This is a genomic window from Rhodococcus sp. 06-1460-1B (genome assembly GCF_002258475.1).
GTDB lineage: Bacteria > Actinomycetota > Actinomycetes > Mycobacteriales > Mycobacteriaceae > Rhodococcoides > Rhodococcoides fascians.
Genome location: NZ_NOYS01000006.1, coordinates 112,633 through 130,923, shown reverse-complemented (window position 1 = coordinate 130,923; position 18,291 = coordinate 112,633). Strand labels below are relative to the sequence as shown.

General features: G+C 65.7%; 19 protein-coding genes. 10 read left to right on the top strand and 9 right to left on the bottom strand.

The features are described from left to right. Window positions 1-7: 7 nt before the first annotated feature. Both CH268_RS02440 and CH268_RS02435 read left to right on the top strand, forming a co-directional pair. On the top strand, window positions 8-1,306 hold the full coding sequence (locus CH268_RS02440) for a lipase family protein (protein WP_027495123.1): 1,299 nt from the start codon (window positions 8-10) through the stop codon (window positions 1,304-1,306). Between the two features lie 14 nt (window positions 1,307-1,320). Further along, window positions 1,321-2,301, top strand: a complete 981-nt coding sequence (locus CH268_RS02435; protein ID WP_094662333.1) for an endonuclease/exonuclease/phosphatase family protein — start codon at window positions 1,321-1,323, stop codon at window positions 2,299-2,301. On the opposite strand, the gene CH268_RS02430 is transcribed toward CH268_RS02435, so the two are convergent. Genes CH268_RS02430 through CH268_RS02400 form a run of 7 tightly spaced genes read right to left on the bottom strand, consistent with a single transcriptional unit; the run spans window position 2,294 to window position 5,150 of the window. Beyond that, complete coding sequence (locus tag CH268_RS02430; RefSeq protein WP_094662331.1) at window positions 2,294-2,893, bottom strand: hypothetical protein; 600 nt, start codon at window positions 2,891-2,893, stop codon at window positions 2,294-2,296. The two genes, CH268_RS02435 and CH268_RS02430, sit on opposite strands and share 8 nt — an antisense overlap. A 13-nt stretch (window positions 2,894-2,906) precedes the next feature. Beyond that, window positions 2,907-3,449 carry a DUF6286 domain-containing protein gene (locus CH268_RS02425; RefSeq protein WP_052053617.1) on the bottom strand — a complete coding sequence of 181 codons (543 nt, stop codon included), beginning with the start codon at window positions 3,447-3,449 and terminating at the stop codon, window positions 2,907-2,909. Then, window positions 3,446-3,859: an Asp23/Gls24 family envelope stress response protein gene (locus CH268_RS02420; RefSeq protein WP_032370065.1), complete on the bottom strand. Its 414-nt coding sequence runs from the start codon at window positions 3,857-3,859 to the stop codon at window positions 3,446-3,448. The genes CH268_RS02425 and CH268_RS02420 overlap by 4 nt, the downstream gene beginning before the upstream one ends. Then, window positions 3,852-4,031, bottom strand: coding sequence for a hypothetical protein (locus tag CH268_RS02415; RefSeq protein ID WP_027495126.1), 180 nt, complete (start codon window positions 4,029-4,031; stop codon window positions 3,852-3,854). Before CH268_RS02415 ends, CH268_RS02420 begins: the two co-directional genes overlap by 8 nt. 39 nt (window positions 4,032-4,070) lie before the next feature. Continuing rightward, window positions 4,071-4,355 carry a hypothetical protein gene (locus tag CH268_RS02410; RefSeq protein ID WP_176457821.1) on the bottom strand — a complete coding sequence of 95 codons (285 nt, stop codon included), beginning with the start codon at window positions 4,353-4,355 and terminating at the stop codon, window positions 4,071-4,073. 19 nt (window positions 4,356-4,374) lie between these two features. Next, a complete protein-coding gene (locus CH268_RS02405) occupies window positions 4,375-4,665 on the bottom strand; it encodes an Asp23/Gls24 family envelope stress response protein (protein WP_027495127.1) in 291 nt (96 codons plus the stop codon). Continuing rightward, window positions 4,662-5,150, bottom strand: a complete 489-nt coding sequence (locus CH268_RS02400) for an Asp23/Gls24 family envelope stress response protein (protein ID WP_027495128.1) — start codon at window positions 5,148-5,150, stop codon at window positions 4,662-4,664. Before CH268_RS02400 ends, CH268_RS02405 begins: the two co-directional genes overlap by 4 nt. Before the next feature lie 120 nt (window positions 5,151-5,270). On the opposite strand from CH268_RS02400, the gene CH268_RS02395 reads away from it, so the two are divergent. From CH268_RS02395 to CH268_RS02360, 8 genes are all read left to right on the top strand, one after another. Beyond that, window positions 5,271-5,828 carry an RNA polymerase sigma factor gene (locus CH268_RS02395; RefSeq protein WP_094662327.1) on the top strand — a complete coding sequence of 186 codons (558 nt, stop codon included), beginning with the start codon at window positions 5,271-5,273 and terminating at the stop codon, window positions 5,826-5,828. Next, window positions 5,813-6,271, top strand: coding sequence for a hypothetical protein (locus CH268_RS02390; protein ID WP_032385180.1), 459 nt, complete (start codon window positions 5,813-5,815; stop codon window positions 6,269-6,271). Before CH268_RS02395 ends, CH268_RS02390 begins: the two co-directional genes overlap by 16 nt. 126 nt (window positions 6,272-6,397) lie before the next feature. Beyond that, complete coding sequence (locus CH268_RS28390; RefSeq protein WP_072691966.1) at window positions 6,398-6,481, top strand: potassium-transporting ATPase subunit F; 84 nt, start codon at window positions 6,398-6,400, stop codon at window positions 6,479-6,481. A gap of 7 nt (window positions 6,482-6,488) precedes the next feature. Next, window positions 6,489-8,153 (top strand): potassium-transporting ATPase subunit KdpA, encoded by a 1,665-nt coding sequence (gene kdpA, locus CH268_RS02380; RefSeq protein ID WP_032367713.1) that lies wholly within the window; start codon window positions 6,489-6,491, stop codon window positions 8,151-8,153. Next, window positions 8,150-10,162 carry a potassium-transporting ATPase subunit KdpB gene (kdpB, locus tag CH268_RS02375; protein ID WP_094662325.1) on the top strand — a complete coding sequence of 671 codons (2,013 nt, stop codon included), beginning with the start codon at window positions 8,150-8,152 and terminating at the stop codon, window positions 10,160-10,162. Before kdpA ends, kdpB begins: the two co-directional genes overlap by 4 nt. Window positions 10,163-10,164: 2 nt before the next feature. Beyond that, window positions 10,165-10,821 (top strand): potassium-transporting ATPase subunit C, encoded by a 657-nt coding sequence (locus tag CH268_RS02370; RefSeq protein ID WP_032367715.1) that lies wholly within the window; start codon window positions 10,165-10,167, stop codon window positions 10,819-10,821. Beyond that, the gene (locus CH268_RS02365) at window positions 10,805-13,258 is read left to right on the top strand and encodes a sensor histidine kinase (RefSeq protein WP_094662323.1); all 2,454 of its coding nucleotides are present in this window, start codon (window positions 10,805-10,807) and stop codon (window positions 13,256-13,258) included. Before CH268_RS02370 ends, CH268_RS02365 begins: the two co-directional genes overlap by 17 nt. After that, the gene (locus CH268_RS02360; RefSeq protein WP_032369992.1) at window positions 13,255-13,932 is read left to right on the top strand and encodes a response regulator; all 678 of its coding nucleotides are present in this window, start codon (window positions 13,255-13,257) and stop codon (window positions 13,930-13,932) included. Before CH268_RS02365 ends, CH268_RS02360 begins: the two co-directional genes overlap by 4 nt. A 19-nt stretch (window positions 13,933-13,951) precedes the next feature. Here CH268_RS02360 and ggt read toward each other — a convergent pair whose 3' ends face one another. Both ggt and CH268_RS02350 read right to left on the bottom strand, forming a co-directional pair. Continuing rightward, window positions 13,952-15,874, bottom strand: a complete 1,923-nt coding sequence (gene ggt / locus CH268_RS02355) for a gamma-glutamyltransferase (protein ID WP_094662321.1) — start codon at window positions 15,872-15,874, stop codon at window positions 13,952-13,954. Between the two features lie 36 nt (window positions 15,875-15,910). Then, complete coding sequence (locus CH268_RS02350) at window positions 15,911-18,133, bottom strand: putative bifunctional diguanylate cyclase/phosphodiesterase (RefSeq protein ID WP_094662319.1); 2,223 nt, start codon at window positions 18,131-18,133, stop codon at window positions 15,911-15,913. Between the last annotated feature and the right edge of the window lie 158 nt (window positions 18,134-18,291).

Here is an 18,291-nt window from a genome sequence, read left to right as displayed (position 1 = left end):
GTGGGATATGAGCGTCGACAGATCGATGGCGGACGAACAGTCCTGGCCGGTGGAACAATGGCCGAGCTGTGAGGATGCGACCAGGCCGGAGAACGACCCGTTCTACGCCGCGCCCGAGGGCTACGAAACGGCTCTACCGGGGACGATTCTCAAGGTGAGGCCGGTCGAGGTCGCGATGTTCGGCCACGTGCGACAGCGAGTCGACGCATGGCAGCTGCTCTACCGAACCGCCGATCTGGGCGGTATACCGCAGGCCAGTGTGACGACGGTGCTGCGACCGCAGAATGGCGAACCGGTGTTGCTCTCGTACCAGTGCGCCATCGACGGCGTCGCGTCCTCGTGTTTTCCGTCCTACGCGCTTCGACGCGGCTCGAAGGCCCTCGGCGCAGTTCCCCAGTTCGAGTTTCTGCTGGTTCTGCATGCCCTGCGCCGCGGATGGACCATCTCGATCCCCGACCACGAGGGACCGGACGGACATTGGGGGTCGCCGCAGGAACCAGGATTCTGCACACTCGACGCGATCCGCGCGGCGCTGTCGTTCGAGTCGTTGGAACTGCACGAGAGCACACCCGTCGCATTGTGGGGATATTCGGGCGGCGGGCTCGCGACGTCGTGGGCCGCGGAGATGGCCCCCGAATACGCACCGGAGCTCGAGCTCGTCGGTGCCGCCCTCGGCTCCCCCGTCGGCGATCCGGGTTCTGCGTTCACCAGGCTCAACGCGACGCTGCACGCGGCTCTGCCGACGCTTGTTGTCGCGGGACTGCGACGCACCTACCCCGATCTCGATCGCGTGGTGCGTCAGTACGTCAGCGAGGACGGAATGCGCATTCTCGATTCCGTCGAATCGATGACGACGGTTCGCGCCGTCAGGCGGCTGGCTCGGCACGATCTCGACAACTACATCGACATTCCGCTTGCCGACCTGCTCGCCCTACCCGAGATCGTGCAGGTGTTCCAGGACATCCAGCCCGGTCGCACTGCGCCGTCGGTGCCGCTGCTGGTCGTGCAGGCCGTGCACGACCAGATCATTGCCGTCGACGACGTCGACGGCCAGGTCGATCGGTATCTCGAAGCCGGCGCACACGTGACCTACCTGCGAGATCGGCTGAGCGAGCACCTGTCGCTGCATCCGCTCAGTGCGCCCCTGACCCTCGACTGGCTGGCCGATCGCTTTGCCGGCCTTCCTGTTGCCGAACCGGCGACCAGAACGGTGTGGTCGACGGCGTTCTCGTTCGCGGCTGTACGGGGCTTGATGTCTCTGACCTGGACAACCGTCCGAGCATTGACCGTCGGCGTCAGGGCGTAGCTACTCTCGGTGCGATGCAGCGAACCTGGGTACGGATTCTCACCGGAACGATCGCGACGCTGGGCATCGTCACCGGACTCGTCGCGATGGGGGCGTACTACACCGACACCCGCATCAACGTTCTGATCGCGCTGGCATCGTTCGTTCCCCTGATGCTCGTCGCCGTCGTGGTCGGTGCCGTCGTCGCGCTGATCGGTAGGCAATGGATTCTGGCGGCGGTGTCCGCGGTCGTGTTGGCAGCAGCCGCAGTGGCGTACGCACCTCTGTACGTGGCCGACGCGGCATCCCAGGACGAGGCGAGCGGCGATGCCGTCCGGCTGCGGGTGATGCAGGCCAACCTGATGGTGGGCAGCGCCGATCCGTCGGTGGTCGTCGGATCGGCACGCGACAACGCCGTCGACGTCGTGACGATCCAAGAGCTGACCGATGCGTCGGTGCTCGGGCTACGGGATGCCGGCATGGAGCAACTCTTTCCGTACAGCTACCTGCGAGCGTTGCCGACGGGTGGCGGAGGTGCCGGAATCTACAGTCGCACACCGCTGTCCGACAACCGCGAACTCGCCGGCTACGGGCCGGTGAACCTGGCCACCTCCGTCGACGTTCCCGGATCGGAGCCAGTGACGCTGCTGGCCGTCCATCCCGGCCCCGCATACGTCACCCCGGCCGATATCTGGACCGCCGAGTTGGACACGCTCCGTAGCGATCTCGAGGCGGTGTCTGCGAGCGGTCCCGTCATCGTCAGCGGTGATTTCAACACCACGTATTCGCACAAGAAGTTCAGGAATCTACTCGATGCCGGATATTCCGACGCTGCAGCACAATTGGGGATGGGGCTGATACCGACCTATCCCACGGACAAAGGCACTCCGGCCGTCGTCGGCATCGACCACATTCTCACCAATTCCGGGCACGCCCGATCACTGGAAAGAATCGACCTCCCGGGATCGGACCACCACGGTCTGATCGGGGAGATCGAGTTCGCCGGAGTCAGCTGACGCGCGCCGACTGCTTGCGAGACTTGCCGCACTGCAACAGAATTCGCACCTTGGCTGGAGTTCCGTCGAGTGAGGTCACGATGTCGTCACGGGTCCGTGCTGCGGCGTCGGAGACCTGCTCGAGGGTCGTTACGGCTGGGTCGAGCGTCGCGACGATCTCGACCACGCGCTGTCCCCTGTCCGAGACAGAGCGACCGGAGGCCGAGACGATTCCATCGTGACCTGCCAGCGACTTGGCTGCACTACGGGCGGCGGTGCCGAGGTCGACGCTGAGCCTGCCGTCGACCTGCTCTCCGTCCACGTTCGTGACCTCGGCCGACGTGGATCCGAAGGCCACGGTCCCGACCGATCGGCGCGGCAGGTGCGCGAGCAACCACCACAGACCCAGCAGGATCAGCACGACAGCGGCTACGCCGAGAGCCCAGGGCCACCAACCGGCGTCGACGGCGGTGTCGACGAACGCGGCGTCCAGCCGCTCGCGGCCGGGAAGCTCGCCGCGTTCCCACGCGATGGCTCCGCCGCCGAGAGCGATCAGAGCCAGCCCGACGACGGCTGTGCCGGTGCGGTCGAGCGATGCGGTTGCACGTTTCACAGCTGCTGTCCTTTCATGAGGCCTGTCCTGTCGTTCGCACTCGGGTGCGCACCTTGGGTGCCGACGCGAGTGGGCGGAGGGCGTCGTCCACGGACGTCACGACCGCGGATTTGAGAGCCGAGGTGTCGGTACCGGCCACGGTGGATACGGCGACGGTGACCTTCTTGTTGCCCGCCTTGGCGGACGCGGTGTCGACGCCGACACTGTCCAGGGCGGCAGATCGCGCGACGGCAGCGACGTCGCCCTTACGAAGCCAGACGCCCTGCTCGGTGAGAGCACGGTGGGTGCGACGACGTGGGCGAATTGCCACGAACACGAGAACGAATCCGATGACGACGGCGGCGATACCTGCGGGCAGCATCCACTGCTGAGCGGTGAGCCCGTCGAGGTTCGACGCGGCCGGGCCGACCCACTCGGAGCCGTCGAGAGCGCCCAGCTTCAGCAGCGCCTCGCGGCCGAGTACGACTCCTGCGGCGATGAGAACGAGAGCGAACAGGACGGCCGGAACAGCTGCGGTGGGGTTGGCCACCGGCTTCTTGCTTGCTTGCTCTGTCACTGCACTCTCCCTTCTTCGCTGGTGGGCTCGGCCGGTATGCATTCGACCGTCACGTCGACTCGGTCGACGGTGTAGATACCGAGTTCGGACAGGTCTCTGGCCACGGCGGCGCGAACGTTCGCAGCCACTTTCGCCAACGGCGAGGGCCAGGTGACTCCGACGGAGACCTTCGCTCGCACGCGCTCGCCGGTGATCGTCACATCGGCCTTCGGCAGATCACGCCCACCGAGGAGGTGCAGTCCGGGCTGGCGGTCGGTGACGGAGTCGGTGCCGCGGGCCGCCAGAACGGCCAGGCGTTCGACTGCCTTGTGCTTGATCTCCAGGGAACCGCGATCGCCGGGGTCCGCGAGTGACCCCGGGGTTGCTGCCGGTGTCCCGGGGGTCGTGGGGGCTGCTGCTGTGTCAGTCACGACCGCGACCACGCATGATCGAGTTCAGATCCAGTTCACCGTCGATGTAGCGGCCGACGAAGAAACCGAGTCCGCCGAGGACGATGGCGATGAGGAAGCCGGTGAAGCCGCCGGCTGCTGCGGCGATGGCCAGCAGAAGTCCCACGAACAAACCGATGGTTGCAGTGGTCATGGTCTTGATCTCCAGTCAGAGTGTTCGGATGTCGAGGGTTCAGATGTCGAAGTAGTTGCGTCGAGTGACGCGTTTGCGGAGCCGGGCGATGCGTTTCGGCAGTGTGCGCAGTGGCGTCGGTACCGAGGACGAACGGAACGCTGTCGGTGCGCTGGCAGTGTTGATCGGAGTCGACGGAAGTACGGCGAACCGGCGGTCGACTTCCGCGAGCTCTGCCATGTACCGGGCGGGATCACCACCGATGTCGGGGTGGTGTTCTCGGGCCACAGCGCGCCGGGCCGCCTTGTACTCGGCGGCCCGGTCGTGCGCTGAATGCTCGTTCACCTGGTCAGACTCGCACAATTCAGACCCGCACGACATCCTCGACTGTGACGTGCACGGGCCCGTCTACCATTGCCGCGACGGTGCTACGCACTGCCTCGGCGGTCTCCCGTACGGCGTAGCCGAACTGGAGAGTGACGTGTACCTCGGTGCCGTCGTCTGCGATCCGGATGCCGGCGACGCGGCGTCCGGGTAGGTAGGTCGCAGCCTCGCCGAACATGCCGCCGTGCAGCCCGACGACACCGTCGATCGCCTGTACGGCGTCGGCGATGTCCTCGGACTTGTCACGGTCCGTCGGGTTCGGGTCGGTCACTGCACTCGGGTGGAGGCGGTCTCGGTGGTCTCCTCTTCGTCCGAGCCGTCGTCCAGGTAGATGTCGTGAACGACGATGTTGACCTCGGTGACCTCGAGGCCCGTCATGCGCTCGACGGCGTTGATGACGTTGCGACGAATGCCTGCTGCGAGGTCTGCGATCGAGACGCCGTAATCGGCGACGATGTCGATGTCGACCGCTGCCTGACGCTCGCCGACCTCGACCGAGACGCCCTGCGACTGGTTGACGCGGGCGCCCGGGATACGCTCGCGCAGGGCACCGATCGCGCGGCTCGCTCCGCCGCCGACGGCATGTACGCCCTGGACCTCACGGGTGGCGATGCCGGCGATCTTCGAGACGACGGTATCGGCAATGGTGGTGCGGCCCTGCGAGCTGACGAGCACGGAATCCGACTTCGTGGTGATGTCGGTCTTGCCTTCGCCTGCTGCGGATACGGTTGCCTTGGTGTCCGTCGTGGAGCTCATGACTGCCTCTCTTCGCTGAGTAGTGGTGCACAGTGTGTGTCAGGAGTTGGTCGTAGCTCGATCACCGAAACGCACGTACAAATAAAGTGACCTACGTCATAGATTACGTCTGGGGGCCCGATGGAGTGGAGAGATGCGTCGGACCGCGTACTCGTCGGCGCAGCCGCGCTCGGCGAGACGGATGCGTTCGAGGAGATCGTGGGCCGATACGGACCGGAGATGTTTCGGTACGCCCGAAACATGCTGTCCGATCAGGGTGCAGCAGAGGAGGTGGTGCAGGACGCGTTCGTCGCAGCGTGGAAGGGGCTCGACAACTTCCGTGGCGATTCGGCTCTGCGCACCTGGCTGTTCTCGTTGGTCTCGCACAAAGTGATAGATCATCGCCGGCGTCGCAGCGTTCCTCCTGCGGAAGACTGGGTATTCGAGCGCAAGAGCACGGGCGCGGGAAGTGATCCAGAGGCGGACGTCGAAGCAGACAGCTTCATGGCCGAATTGGGTTTGGCACTGGCGGAGTTGCCCTATCGGCAACGGGCCTGCTGGTTGCTTCGGGAGGTCGAGGGCCTGACCCATCCGGAGATCGGCGCGATCATGACGTTGTCCGCAGGAGCAGTACGAGGTCAATTGACCAGAGCACGAGCAACATTGAGCGAAAGGTTGGCGTCATGGCGAACCCGGTAGAACCGAATGCGGTTCTCGCGCGTGCTGCCACCGAGCTTCGGGAGGCACCGCAGGAACCGAACTGGGTGGACATCAGCTCGTCCATCCTTGCGAAAGTGCGCAATACGACGCGCCGCACCTGGCCGATCGACAGCGTCTTCCCGGCGGGTTCAGCGGCCGATCCACGGGACTCACTGCGGATCAGCGATCACATCGTCAAGACGACGTTGCGCCGTGCTCTCGCGGGCGTACACGGTGCACAGCCCACCGAGATCGACCTCGATCTCGAGGATCACGCCTGCACAGGTCTGTTCGTCGCGGTGATCGGCGTGTACGGCGACGATCTGCAGGCGGCAGGCGAAGAACTGGCATCGATCGCCATCGACGTGGTTGCGGACCTGCTCGGCGTCACCCTCGGCAGGGATGCGGTCGAAATCCGCGTCGACGACATCGAGGAGCGCTAGCGGATCGCGATTGCCCGAGGAGCGCTAGCGTGGCCAGCGTAAAAACTCCGTCATGACCGCAGGTCGTGAGCGTAGGAAAGCGTAAGGAACGCGTTTTCGTTCGCTGGTGGGATCCAAGATCGAGCAATGACCGAATTGCTCTGTCTCACGGTGGCCGCGTTCGTCGCGGTCTACCTGTTCGTCGCTCTCCTCGATCCGGAGAGGTTCTGACGGCGCCATGAATCCTGCTCTGCTTGCCGGTCTTCAGATCGGCATCGTGATAGTCGTGTTGGCGGCGGCGTACGTGCCGCTCGGTGACTACATGGCCCGAGTGTTCGGTTCTACCCACGACACTCGCGTCGAGAGTCTGCTCTATCGGGTGGCCCGGGTGAACTCGTCGTCGGAACAGACCTGGGTCGGTTATTCCACCAGCCTGCTGGGGTTCTCGTTCGCCGGGGTCGTATTCCTGTTCGTACTGCAGCGAATTCAGGGTGTGCTCCCGCTGAACGGTGGCCTGTCGGGGGTGAGTCCGGCGATGGCGTTCAACACTGCGGCGTCGTTCGTCACCAACACCAACTGGCAGTCGTACGTTCCCGAGACCACGCTGTCGAATCTGACGCAGCCGCTGGGGCTGGCGGTGCAGAACTTCGTCTCTGCTGCAGTCGGTCTCGCGGTGGCGATCGCCGTCGTGCGCGGCTTCGTTCGGGTGTCGACGGGCGGTGAGCTCGGCAATTTCTGGGTCGACCTCACGCGCGGGACGCTCCGTATTCTGCTGCCGCTCTCTGTGCTCGTCGCGGTGATCATGCTGACTCAGGGCACGGTGATGTCGTTCTCGTCCGGCTTCACCTCCACCGGTCTCGATGGGCAGACGGTCACCAATGCGCTTGCGCCCGTTGCCTCGCAGGAGGCTATCAAGGAGATCGGCACCAACGGTGGTGGCATTCTGGCGGCCAACTCGGCGCACCCGTTCGAGAACCCGACACCACTGACCAACATCGTGCAGATCATCTCGTTGCTGCTGATTCCGGTGGCCCTCACTCGTACGTTCGGCACGATGATCGGCAACCGCAAGCAGGGCCTGACTCTGTTGGCGGTGATGGCGACGCTGTGGGCGACGCTGTTGGCGGTGACGTTGTTCGCCGAATCCGGTACCCGTGGAGTGGCAGCAACGGCTGCGGGCGCGATGATGGAAGGCAAGGAAGTTCGCTTCGGCATCCCGGCGTCTGCGCTGTTCGCGGTGTCGACGACCGGAACATCCACCGGCGCAGTCAATTCGGCCCACGACAGTATGTCTGCGCTGGGCGGCGGAGCGGTGTTGCTGAACATGCTGTTCGGCGAGATCGCGCCGGGTGGCGTCGGCACCGGTCTGTACGGATTGCTGGTGCTCGCGGTCATCGCCGTCTTCGTCGGTGGTCTGCTCGTCGGCCGAACTCCGGAATTCCTCGGCAAGAAGCTGGGTCGACGGGCCATCACGATGGCCGCGCTCTCGGTTCTCGTGATGCCGATCCTCGTGCTCGTCGGCACGTCGATCACGGTGATACTCGAATCGACGACGAGCTATCAAGGCAACCCGGGCATCCACGGCTTCACCGAGGTGCTCTACGCCTACGCATCGGCATCGAACAACAACGGCAGCGCGTTCGGCGGCCTGACCGTGACGAGCGACTGGTTCCAGATCTCCCTCGGTATCGCGATGCTGCTCGGCCGCTTTCTGCCGATCGTCTTCGTGTTGGCCCTGGCCGGTTCGCTTGCGACGACCAAACGCAGCGCGCCCAACGCGGGCACGCTGCCCACCGATGGACCGTTGTTCGGCACGCTGCTGATCGGTACCTCCATCCTGGTCGCGGCCCTCACCTTCTTCCCCGCACTTGCTCTCGGACCCATAGCAGAGGCCATGCAATGAACCTGTCACTGAACACCGCTCTACCCGGCGCGTTTCGCAAACTCGATCCGCGTCACCTGGCCCGCAACCCGGTCATGTTCGTCGTCTTTCTCGGCTCGATCGTCACGACGATCCTGTCGATCGCTCAGCCGTCGGTGTTCGCCTGGTTCGTCACCGGCTGGCTGTGGTTCACGGTGCTGTTCGCGAACCTCGCCGAATCCGTAGCCGAAGGCCGCGGCAAGGCGCAGGCGGCCAGCCTGCGAAAGGTGAAGCAGGACACTACTGCTCGACGACGCACGGCGTCGGGTGCCGAGTTCGTGATCACCGAGGTGGCCGGTGCCGAATTGAAGGTCGGCGACGAGGTCGTCGTCTCGGCCGGTGAGGTCATTCCCGGCGACGGCGATGTCATCGAGGGCATTGCGACCGTCGACGAATCGGCGATCACCGGTGAATCGGCTCCTGTGGTCCGTGAATCCGGAGGCGACCGGTCGGCCGTCACCGGCGGCACAATCGTGCTGTCCGACGAGATCGTCGTGAAGATCACTGCAGCACAGGGCGAGACGTTCGTGGATCGGATGATCGCACTCGTCGAGGGCGCGGCGCGGCAGAAGACGCCGAACGAGATCGCCCTGAACATCCTGCTCGCGTCGCTGACCATCGTGTTTCTCTTCGCTGTCGTCGCCATCGGTCCGATGTCGAATTACGCTGGACAGCAACAGGATCCAATCCAGCTGATTGCCCTGCTCGTCTGCCTGATCCCCACGACCATCGGGGCACTGCTCTCGGCCATCGGTATCGCGGGCATGGACCGGTTGGTGCAGCGCAACGTACTGGCAATGTCCGGCCGGGCAGTGGAGGCGGCAGGCGACATCGACACCCTGCTGATGGACAAGACCGGGACCATCACTTTCGGTAACCGCCGCGCCACCGGCCTGCATCCGGCGACGGGCATCGACGCCGCCGAATTGGCTCGCGCAGCTCGGCTGTCGTCGCTGGCCGACGGCACCCCCGAGGGACGCAGCATCGTCGAACTGGTCGAGCGCGACTTCGACTCCGTCACGGCAGAAGGCGAATCCGAGCGCGGGGAGTTCGTGGCGTTCACGGCGCAAACTCGGATGAGCGGGTTGGATCTACCGGGCATGGAGATCCGCAAGGGTGCAGCGGATTCGGTCTACAGTTGGATTCGCGACGGCGGCGGGACGGCCGATCTGGACGGCACCGTGCACGACATCGCGCAGAACGGCGGCACTCCGCTGGTGGTCGCGGTACGCGAAACCGGTTTTGCTGCTCGCGCTCTCGGTGTCGTCGAACTCTCGGACGTCGTCAAACCCGGCATTGCCGAACGGTTCGCTCAGCTGCGGGCCATGGGCATCCGAACCGTGATGGTCACCGGTGACAATCCGCTGACCGCCAAAGCCATTGCTGCCGAGGCAGGTGTCGACGACTACCTGGCCGAGGCCACTCCCGAGGACAAGCTCACGCTCATCCGGCAGGAGCAGGAAGGCGGCAGGCTCGTTGCGATGACCGGCGACGGCACCAACGACGCCCCGGCTCTCGCGCAGGCCGACGTCGGCGTGGCGATGAACACCGGCACCTCGGCGGCCAAGGAAGCCGGCAACATGGTGGATCTCGATTCCGATCCGACCAAACTGATCGAAATCGTCGAGATCGGTAAGCAGTTGCTCATCACTCGAGGAGCACTGACGACGTTCTCGTTGGCCAACGATTTGGCGAAGTACTTCGCGATTCTGCCGGCGATGTTCTCCACCGTCTATCCCCAGCTGGGCGGGCTCAACATCATGCACCTGGCGACGCCGGAATCGGCCATCCTGTCTGCGGTCATCTTCAACGCGCTGGTCATCGTCGCGCTGATTCCGTTGGCACTCAAAGGTGTTCGATACACCCCGGCGTCCGCAGCTGCGTTGCTGCGGCGGAACCTACTGGTCTATGGCGTCGGCGGCGTCATCAGTCCGTTCGTCGGTATCTGGCTCATCGACCTGCTCGTTCGACTCATTCCAGGGATTGGCTGACCATGCGTTTCGTACAGGGATTTCTCCGTCAGGTCGTTGCAGGCTTCGCAGTGCTGCTGGCGCTCACCGTGATCCTCGGCATCGCGTATCCGGCTGTGGTCTGGGGCATCAGCCGCATCGGCACCGACTCCGCCGAGGGGTCGCCGCTGCGTGACGCACAGGGCTGTGTCGTCGGCAGCTCGCTGATCGGCGTCGATCCGCAGGTGGCTCCGGGAGAGCCGGATCCGTTCTTCCACACCCGCGTCACGGGCTCGGTATCGGACGACGACGCGTTCGCGCCGGGAGATCCGGCCGCAGCGCTACCGACCAATCAGGGCCCGTCGAGCGAGGTACTCGCGTCGTTCGTCGAACAGCGCCGAGCCGCCATCGCAGCCCGGGAGAACGTCGACCCGTCCACGATTCCGGCCGACGCCGTCACCGGCTCCGGATCCGGTATCGATCCCGATATCAGTCCCGCCTACGCGGCCCTCCAGGTCGCCCGGGTGGCCCAGGTCAACGGAGCGTCGGTCGACGATGTCGAGGCTCTGGTCGACAAGTACACCCGCGGCCCGCAGTACGGTGTACTCGGTGCCGAAGCGGTGAATGTCCCGGAGTTGAACCTGGCACTGCGGGACGCATACCGGCCGGGTGAGGAGACAGGCTGTGGCGGACAGGGGTGAGCTGCGGATCTACCTCGGTGCCGCGCCCGGCGTCGGCAAGACCTTCGCCATGCTCGGCGAAGCTCGTCGGCTGCAGGATCGCGGACGTGACGTGGTCGCGGCCGTCGTGGAAACGCACGGCCGGGCGCGAACCATCGAGGCGCTCGAGGGCATCGAAGTCCTGCCGATGGCCACCGTCCGTTATCGCGGATCCTCTGCGCAGGAACTCGATCTCGACGCGGTCCTGACTCGTCGCCCCGAGGTGGTGCTCGTCGACGAGCTGGCGCACACCAACACTCCGGGCAGCGTCCACGACAAGCGGTGGCAGGACGTCGAAGTGCTGCTGGACGCGGGCATCGATGTCATCTCCACCCTCAACGTGCAGCACCTCGAATCTCTGAACGACGTGGTGCAGCAGATCACCGGTGTTCCGCAGCGAGAGACGGTTCCCGACAGCGTGGTTCGGGCCGCCGACGAAGTCGAGCTGGTCGACATCACACCCGAGGCGCTGCGGAGCAGGCTGCGGCACGGCAACGTCTACGCCGCCGACAAGGTGGACGCCGCGCTGAGCAACTACTTCCGCGGCGGCAACCTGACGGCTCTGCGTGAGCTCGCACTGCTGTGGATCGCCGACCAGGTCGACGCCGCATTGGTGAAGTACCGCAAGGACAATCGCATCACCGATACCTGGGAGGCGCGCGAGCGGGTGGTGGTCGCGGTGACGGGCGGCCCCGAGTCGGAAACCCTGCTGCGGCGGGCGAGCCGGATCGCCTCGAAGTCCAGTGCCGAACTGATGGTCCTGCACATCGTTCGCGGAGACGGCCTCATGGGCGTGTCCGCACCGCAGATGGGTTCCGTGCGCAAGCTCGCCGCCGGCCTCGGTGCGAGTGTGCACAGCGTCGTCGGGGACGACGTGCCCACCACCCTGCTCGATTTCGCGCGCGGAGTGAACGCCACGCAGTTGGTGATCGGTACCTCGAGAAGGTCACGGGCCGCCCGCATCCTCGACGAGGGTATCGGTGCGGCCGTGGTGCAGAACTCGGGAAAGATCGACGTGCACATGGTCACTCACGCCGAGCAGGCCCGTCGGCGGAGTCTGCAGGTCGATTCGGGGCGTCGACGGGTGATCGCCTGGCTGGCCGCGGTTCTCGTGCCTTGCTTGGCCGCTGCAGTGCTGAGCACGGTCGGTCCGGACTTCGATTCCAGCGGTGAGAGCGCCCTGTTCTTCATGGTGGTGCTGTGTGTGGCTCTGTTGGGAGGTGTTGCACCGGCGGCACTCTCGGCGCTGATCGCAGGATTTCTGCTGAACTATTTCTTCACCACACCCAGATACAGCCTGACGATCGCCGAGCCGGACAACTTCGTCGTGACAGTCGTACTGCTGCTGGTCGCTGTCGCGGTCGCGGCCCTGGTGGACGCGGCTGCTCGGCGGACGCGTCAGGCACGGCGCGCGACGCAGGAGGCCGAACTGTTGACCCTGTTCGCGGGGTCCGTCCTGCGCGGTGCCGATCTGGGCGCGCTGCTCGAGCGCGCACGGGAGACGTACCGCCAGTCCGGCGTCGCATTGTGGGACAACCAGTCCCGATCCATCGTGGGCAGCTCGGGCGAACACCCGCCGACCGATCGCAACGGGGCCGACACCGAGATCGACGCGGGCGATTTCACGCTGCTGCTCGTCGGCGAACGCACCCGCGCCCACGATCGCCGCGTCCTCGCAGCCGTCGCCAACCAAGCCGCGGGCATGGTGCGCCAAGCCCGTTTGGCCGAGGAAGCCAGCCGCGCCAACGCACTGGCCGAGGCCGACGCGTTGCGTCGAGCATTGCTCTCGGCCGTCAGCCACGATCTTCGGACGCCGCTGTCGGCGGTCAAGGCAGCCTCGTCGTCGCTGCGCAGCACCGACGTTCAGTTCTCGCCCGAGGACACCGACGAACTGCTCGCCACGATCGACGAGTCGGCCGACCAGTTGACGGCATTGGTGACCAATCTGCTCGACTCCTCGCGGCTGCAAGCCGGTGTGGTCCAACCCAGTCTGCGTCCCGTCTTCGTCGACGACGTACTGGCAGGCGCCCTGGTGGGGGTCGACGAGCGCGTGCGGGTCGAGGTGGGCGACGTCGAAGTGCTCGCCGATCCGGGTCTGCTCGAACGAGTGCTCGCGAACCTGGTGGCGAACAGTGCCCGCTACGCCCCCACCGGCGAGATCACCGTGCGCGCCGCAGTGCACGGTGACATGGCCGCCATCTCCGTCGTCGACCACGGCCCCGGCATCACCGTCGGGGCCGAAGCGACCATGTTCGACGCGTTCCAACGCCTCGGCGACCGTGACAACTCGGTGGGGGTCGGACTCGGCCTGTCGGTGGTGCGAGGATTCGTGCGGGCCATGGGCGGTACCGTCACGGCGTCGGACACCGTCGGCGGAGGGCTGACGATGACGGTCGAGTTGAAGGCGGCGAGCAGGTGAAGGTACGGGCGCTCGTCGTCGACGACGAACCTCAGATCGTGCGGGCGCTGCGGATCAATCTGAACGTCCGCGGATTCGAGGTCGTCAGCGCGGCTACGGGTGGGGAAGCGCTGCGGGTGGCCGCGAACTTCCACCCGGACATCGTGATTCTGGACCTCGGTCTGCCCGACATCGACGGTATCGACGTCATAGCAGGTCTGCGCGGATGGACCGATGTGCCGATTCTGGTGCTCTCGGCGCGCACCGACTCGGCCGACACCGTCGAGGCACTCGATGCCGGGGCGGACGACTTCGTGACCAAGCCGTTCGGCATGGACGAGCTGCTGGCGCGACTCCGCGCGGCCCTGCGCCGCGGTCCGCAGTCGGTGCCGGACCCCATCGTCGAGACCGCGGACTTCACGGTCGACCTCGCCGCCAAAACCGTTGTTCGACAGGGCGAGAACGTGCACCTGACGCGCACCGAATGGGGCGTCCTCGAACTGCTCGTCCGCAACGAGGGGAAACTGGTGTCGCAGAAAGAGATTCTGCGTACCGTGTGGGGACCCGGGCACGAACGCGAAACGCATTATCTGCGAATCTATCTCGGCCAACTACGCCAGAAGTTGGAACGAGACCCGGCGGCACCGGTGCATCTGATCACCGAGACCGGCATGGGCTATCGATTCGTGAGCTGAGCGCTACCCGCGCCCGCACCTACCCACCCAGTACCTCACCTTCGCGGCGTGGGTCCGCTCCGCCGATCCAGCCACCGTCGGTGCGTTGCAGCGCGCTCAGCCCGCTCGACTGGTCGGCAACCGAGACCTGGTGGCCCTTCTCGCGCAGCGTCACCACGACCGGATCGTTCTCTCCGGTCACGTTGGGATGTTCGCCGCCGTAGTTGGTGGACGGGGTGTTGGCCGCTCCGAAGTCGACCATCGACACCGCCTGCTGCGGGTCCATTCCCCAATCGAGAAGTCCTACCAGTGTTTTGACGACGAACTGGATGATGACAGACCCGCCGGGTGAGCCTGCGACGAGAACGAGATCTCCGCGTGTGCCGTCGTCGCTGCGATCGAACACCAGGGTCGGGGCCATCGAGCTGCGCGGGCGCTTGCCTGGCTCGACGCGGTTGGCCATGGGAGTTCCGTCCTCGGCCACCGGCGCGGCGGAGAAGTCGGTGAGCTGATTGTTGAGCAGGAAGCCGTCGACCATGTGGAACGAGCCGAAGGCCGACTCGACAGTTGTCGTCATCGAGGCCGCGTTGCCCTCGCCGTCGACGATCGAGATGTGGCTGGTGCCGTGCTCGGGATCGGTGGACGAGGCGAATTGCACGGGCCCGAAGTCGCCCGGTTTCGCGGTACCCATCGACTTGCCCTCGTCGATCAGTCCTGCTCTGCTGCTGAGGTACTCGGGGTCGAGCAGGGCGTCGGGCGAGCCGCCGGGTAGGGGTACGAAATCCGGATCGGCGACGTACTTGTCGCGATCGGCGTACGCCAGACGCTCGGCCTCGGAGATCAGGTGCACGGCCTCGGCGGTCGGCTTGCCGCCGTTGGCGTCCATGTCCGTCGGGGCGTATTGCGCCAGATCGAAGTTGGACAGAATGCCCATCGTCGACGCCACCGCGATGCCGCCGGAGGACGGCCCCGGCATTCCGCAGATGTCGTGATCGCGGTACGGCGTGCACACTGCGGTACGGGTCTTCGGCTCGTAGCCGGCTAGGTCGTCCACCGTGATCTGCCCCGGGGTACGGCCGGCGGTGGTATCTGCTGTCGCGTCGACGATCGCCTGGGCAATGTCGCCGGTGTAGAAGGCATCGGCACCGTCGGTTGCGATGGTGGACAACGTCTTCGACATCGCCGGATTGTTCAGCACCGTGCCGGCGGGCTTACCGGTACCGTCGGGCTGCAGGAAGTAGTCCTTGGACGCTGGGTCGAGTGCGAGCTTCGGTGCCGAGTCCGCGATGGACGAGGCCATGCGCGGGCTGATCTCGATTCCGTTGTCGGCGAGCTCGATCGCGGGTCGGAACAGATCCCCCCACGGCTTGTCACCGTGATCCTCGTGCGCCTGCTCGAGCATGCGCACAACGCCCGGCACGCCGATCGATCGGCCACTGGACCGCGCATCGGGTTGCGGCACAGTGCGGTTGACGTCGTCGATGTACCGCAGATAGTCGCCGGTGGCACTCATCGGCGCGGTCTCGCGGCCGTCGTAGCTCTGCACCTCGCCCGACGCGGCGTCGTAGTACATCAGAAAAGCGCCGCCGCCGATTCCCGACGACTGGGGTTCGACGAGCCCGAGCACGGTCTGCGCCACGATGAGGGCGTCGGCCGCGGTGCCGCCGTCGCGTAGTACCTCGCATGCGGCCTCCGTGGAGACCGGGTTGGCGGTGGAGACCGAGTACGACGGCGTCTCCACCGGAGTCATGTTCGACCGATATCCGGTTGCCACTTCCGGATTGGTGGAGATGTCACCCGAGCCGGTGCTCGGGGCCTTCCCTACCGGGGTGCCGCCACTGGCACCGAGTACGCAACTGTCCGCCGCGGCGGTGTCGGTACCGGCGTCGTCGCTACTGCTGCACGCGACGAGCGGCACCAGCAGGAGAGCACAGGCGAGGGCGGTGTAGCGAACAGGGCGCATTCCGGTTGCAGACACCGCTCGACGCTAACACCGTGGTCACCGTTGCTGCGCGGATTCGAGAAGCCAATGCGCGATGGGGGCGGGCCTGCCGTACAGATAGCCCTGCGCGAAACGGCAGTCGAGTTGCTCGATGATCGCGGCCTGTTCCTCGGTCTCGACCCCCTCGGCGACGGTCGTCACGGAAAGCGCGGACGCCATGGCGGTGATGGCGCGAATCAGCTGGACGTCGGAATCGGAGACGCCGATCTCGTGGACGAAGGACTTGTCGATCTTGAGCAGCGCAATCGGCATCTTGCGCAACCGGTTCAGCGAGGAGTAGCCGATACCGAAATCGTCGAGCACGATGAGTACGCCCATGGCGGCGAGCCGATCGAGCACGGTCTTCGCTGCGCCGATGTCGTCGATCAGAACACTTTCGGTGATCTCGAGCGCCAGGTCCGCACCGGTGACGCCGAAGGTATCGAGCACCCGTTGGACGATGCCCGGCAGCGAGTCGTCGCGCAACTGCATCGGCGAGACGTTGACCGACATGGTGACGTCCTGCCCGTTCGCGCGCAGTGTCACCAGATCGGAGATCGCGGTGCGCAGTACCCACTCACCGATCTCCTCGATGAGATTGGTCGATTCGGCGATCGGGATGAACTCGTTCGGCGTCCGTACTCGGCCCTGCCAGTTCCAGCGCACGAGCGCCTCGTAGACAACGGTCTTGCGGGACTTCGTCGCGACGATCGGTTGGTAGTAGACCTCGAGCTCCCCGCGCCGGATCGCGCCGCGAAGTGCGGTGGCGGTCTCGATCGCCGATGTTGCTCGCGCACGCAAGGACTCGTCGAAGAACGCGTAGCGAGACGCCCCGAGAGATTTCGCGTGATACATCGCGGTGTCGGCCTCGCGGATGGCGTCGTGCAGTCGTTCGGCGTCGGCGATGCCCACCGAGGCCGAGACGTAGGCGGTGGCAGCACTGAGCGGGAACGGCTCGCTCAGTCGTTCGATGATGCGGCGCGCCAACAGTTCCGAACCGGAACGGTCGCGGCGGGTGAGCACCACGAACTCGTCGCCGGCATACCGAACGACGGTGTCGGCGGCACCGACGGCCGCGCGGATGCGACGTGCCGCGGCGACGATCAACTCGTCTCCGACGCGGTGGCCGTACGAATCGTTGACCATCTTGAAGTTGTCGAGGTCGACGAACAGAGTGCAGGTGCGTCCGGGTCGCTGAGCGCGTTCGTGTCGGGCGTACTCCGCGTCGAGCGTCGTGCGGTTCGGCAGGCCGGTGAGCAGATCGTGTGCCGCGAGGTATCGGGCATGCTCCTCGCCGGTCTGCACTCGGGCCAGGGCGCGTTCACCGCGCAGGAAGGCACCCACCAGGATCGAGGCGAGCAACAGCGAGCGGACGATCAGGTCGCCGGTGGAGACCGCCGAACCGAGCAGCGGCACGGTCGCGCAGACCACCAACATCAACACCACGAAGACCACCCGACGGCTGCTGTGGGCGGGCGCGGGGGTCTGCCGGTGCGACACCGTGCGCATCGACGGGTCGAGCGCTGCCATCGCCAGCGACAGGTACGCGAACAGGTAGATGCCGTCGAGCAACCCTGAGGACGGAGCGTCGTCGGTCGTCGCCGCGAAGGCGTAGGACACGTCGCCGACGAATGTCGCCACCAGGGCGAGCAGCGCCCAGAACAGCGCGGCGGAGCGGGGTTTCGAGGAGAAGAGCAGATATGTCGTCAACGTGATCAGCGCCGCGTCGATCGCCGGATAAATCCCGTTCACCACCGTCGACACGGACGAACGCGGCAGGTCGAGGGCCGGAGAGATCAGCAGCAACCACGACAGGAACAGCGTGCCGAGGAAGATCAGGCCTGCATCGACGAGTGGGGTGATGTCGTCGATCGATCGGCGGTCTCGGATCCACCGAGACAGGGCGTATCCCACCAGGGCGTACCCGGTGAGAGTGAACAGATCCGGGAGCAGCGAGAACGATCGATCCAGCGCGTTCGGGTCGCTGCGAAACGAGACTCCGAACATGAACAGCACCGAGGCTCCGAACAGAGCCCACCAGCATCGGGCGTCGGTCGGGCGGTAGCGACGAATTGCCGCAGTGATCGCCACGACCGATCCCACGGCGACGACGGCCAGAACGCCGGCACGCACGTCGGCACTGCCCTGGACGAACACCGTCACCGCGATGACGGCCACCGCAGCCAGGAACGCGGTCCGCACCGACGGCACGGCGAAGGGCACAGAGGCCTTCGCATTCATCGAAGGACCCCACTTCCCCTCGCGTGCGGACTCGCACCGTCCCGACTGACGCCTTCATCGGTGAATATACGTCTTTGCCAGCAAAAACGGTGATCAGGGTCACTATTTGCCCCCGAACAAACTTCGACTCCATCGACCATCGGCACAGAGTCGTCAAC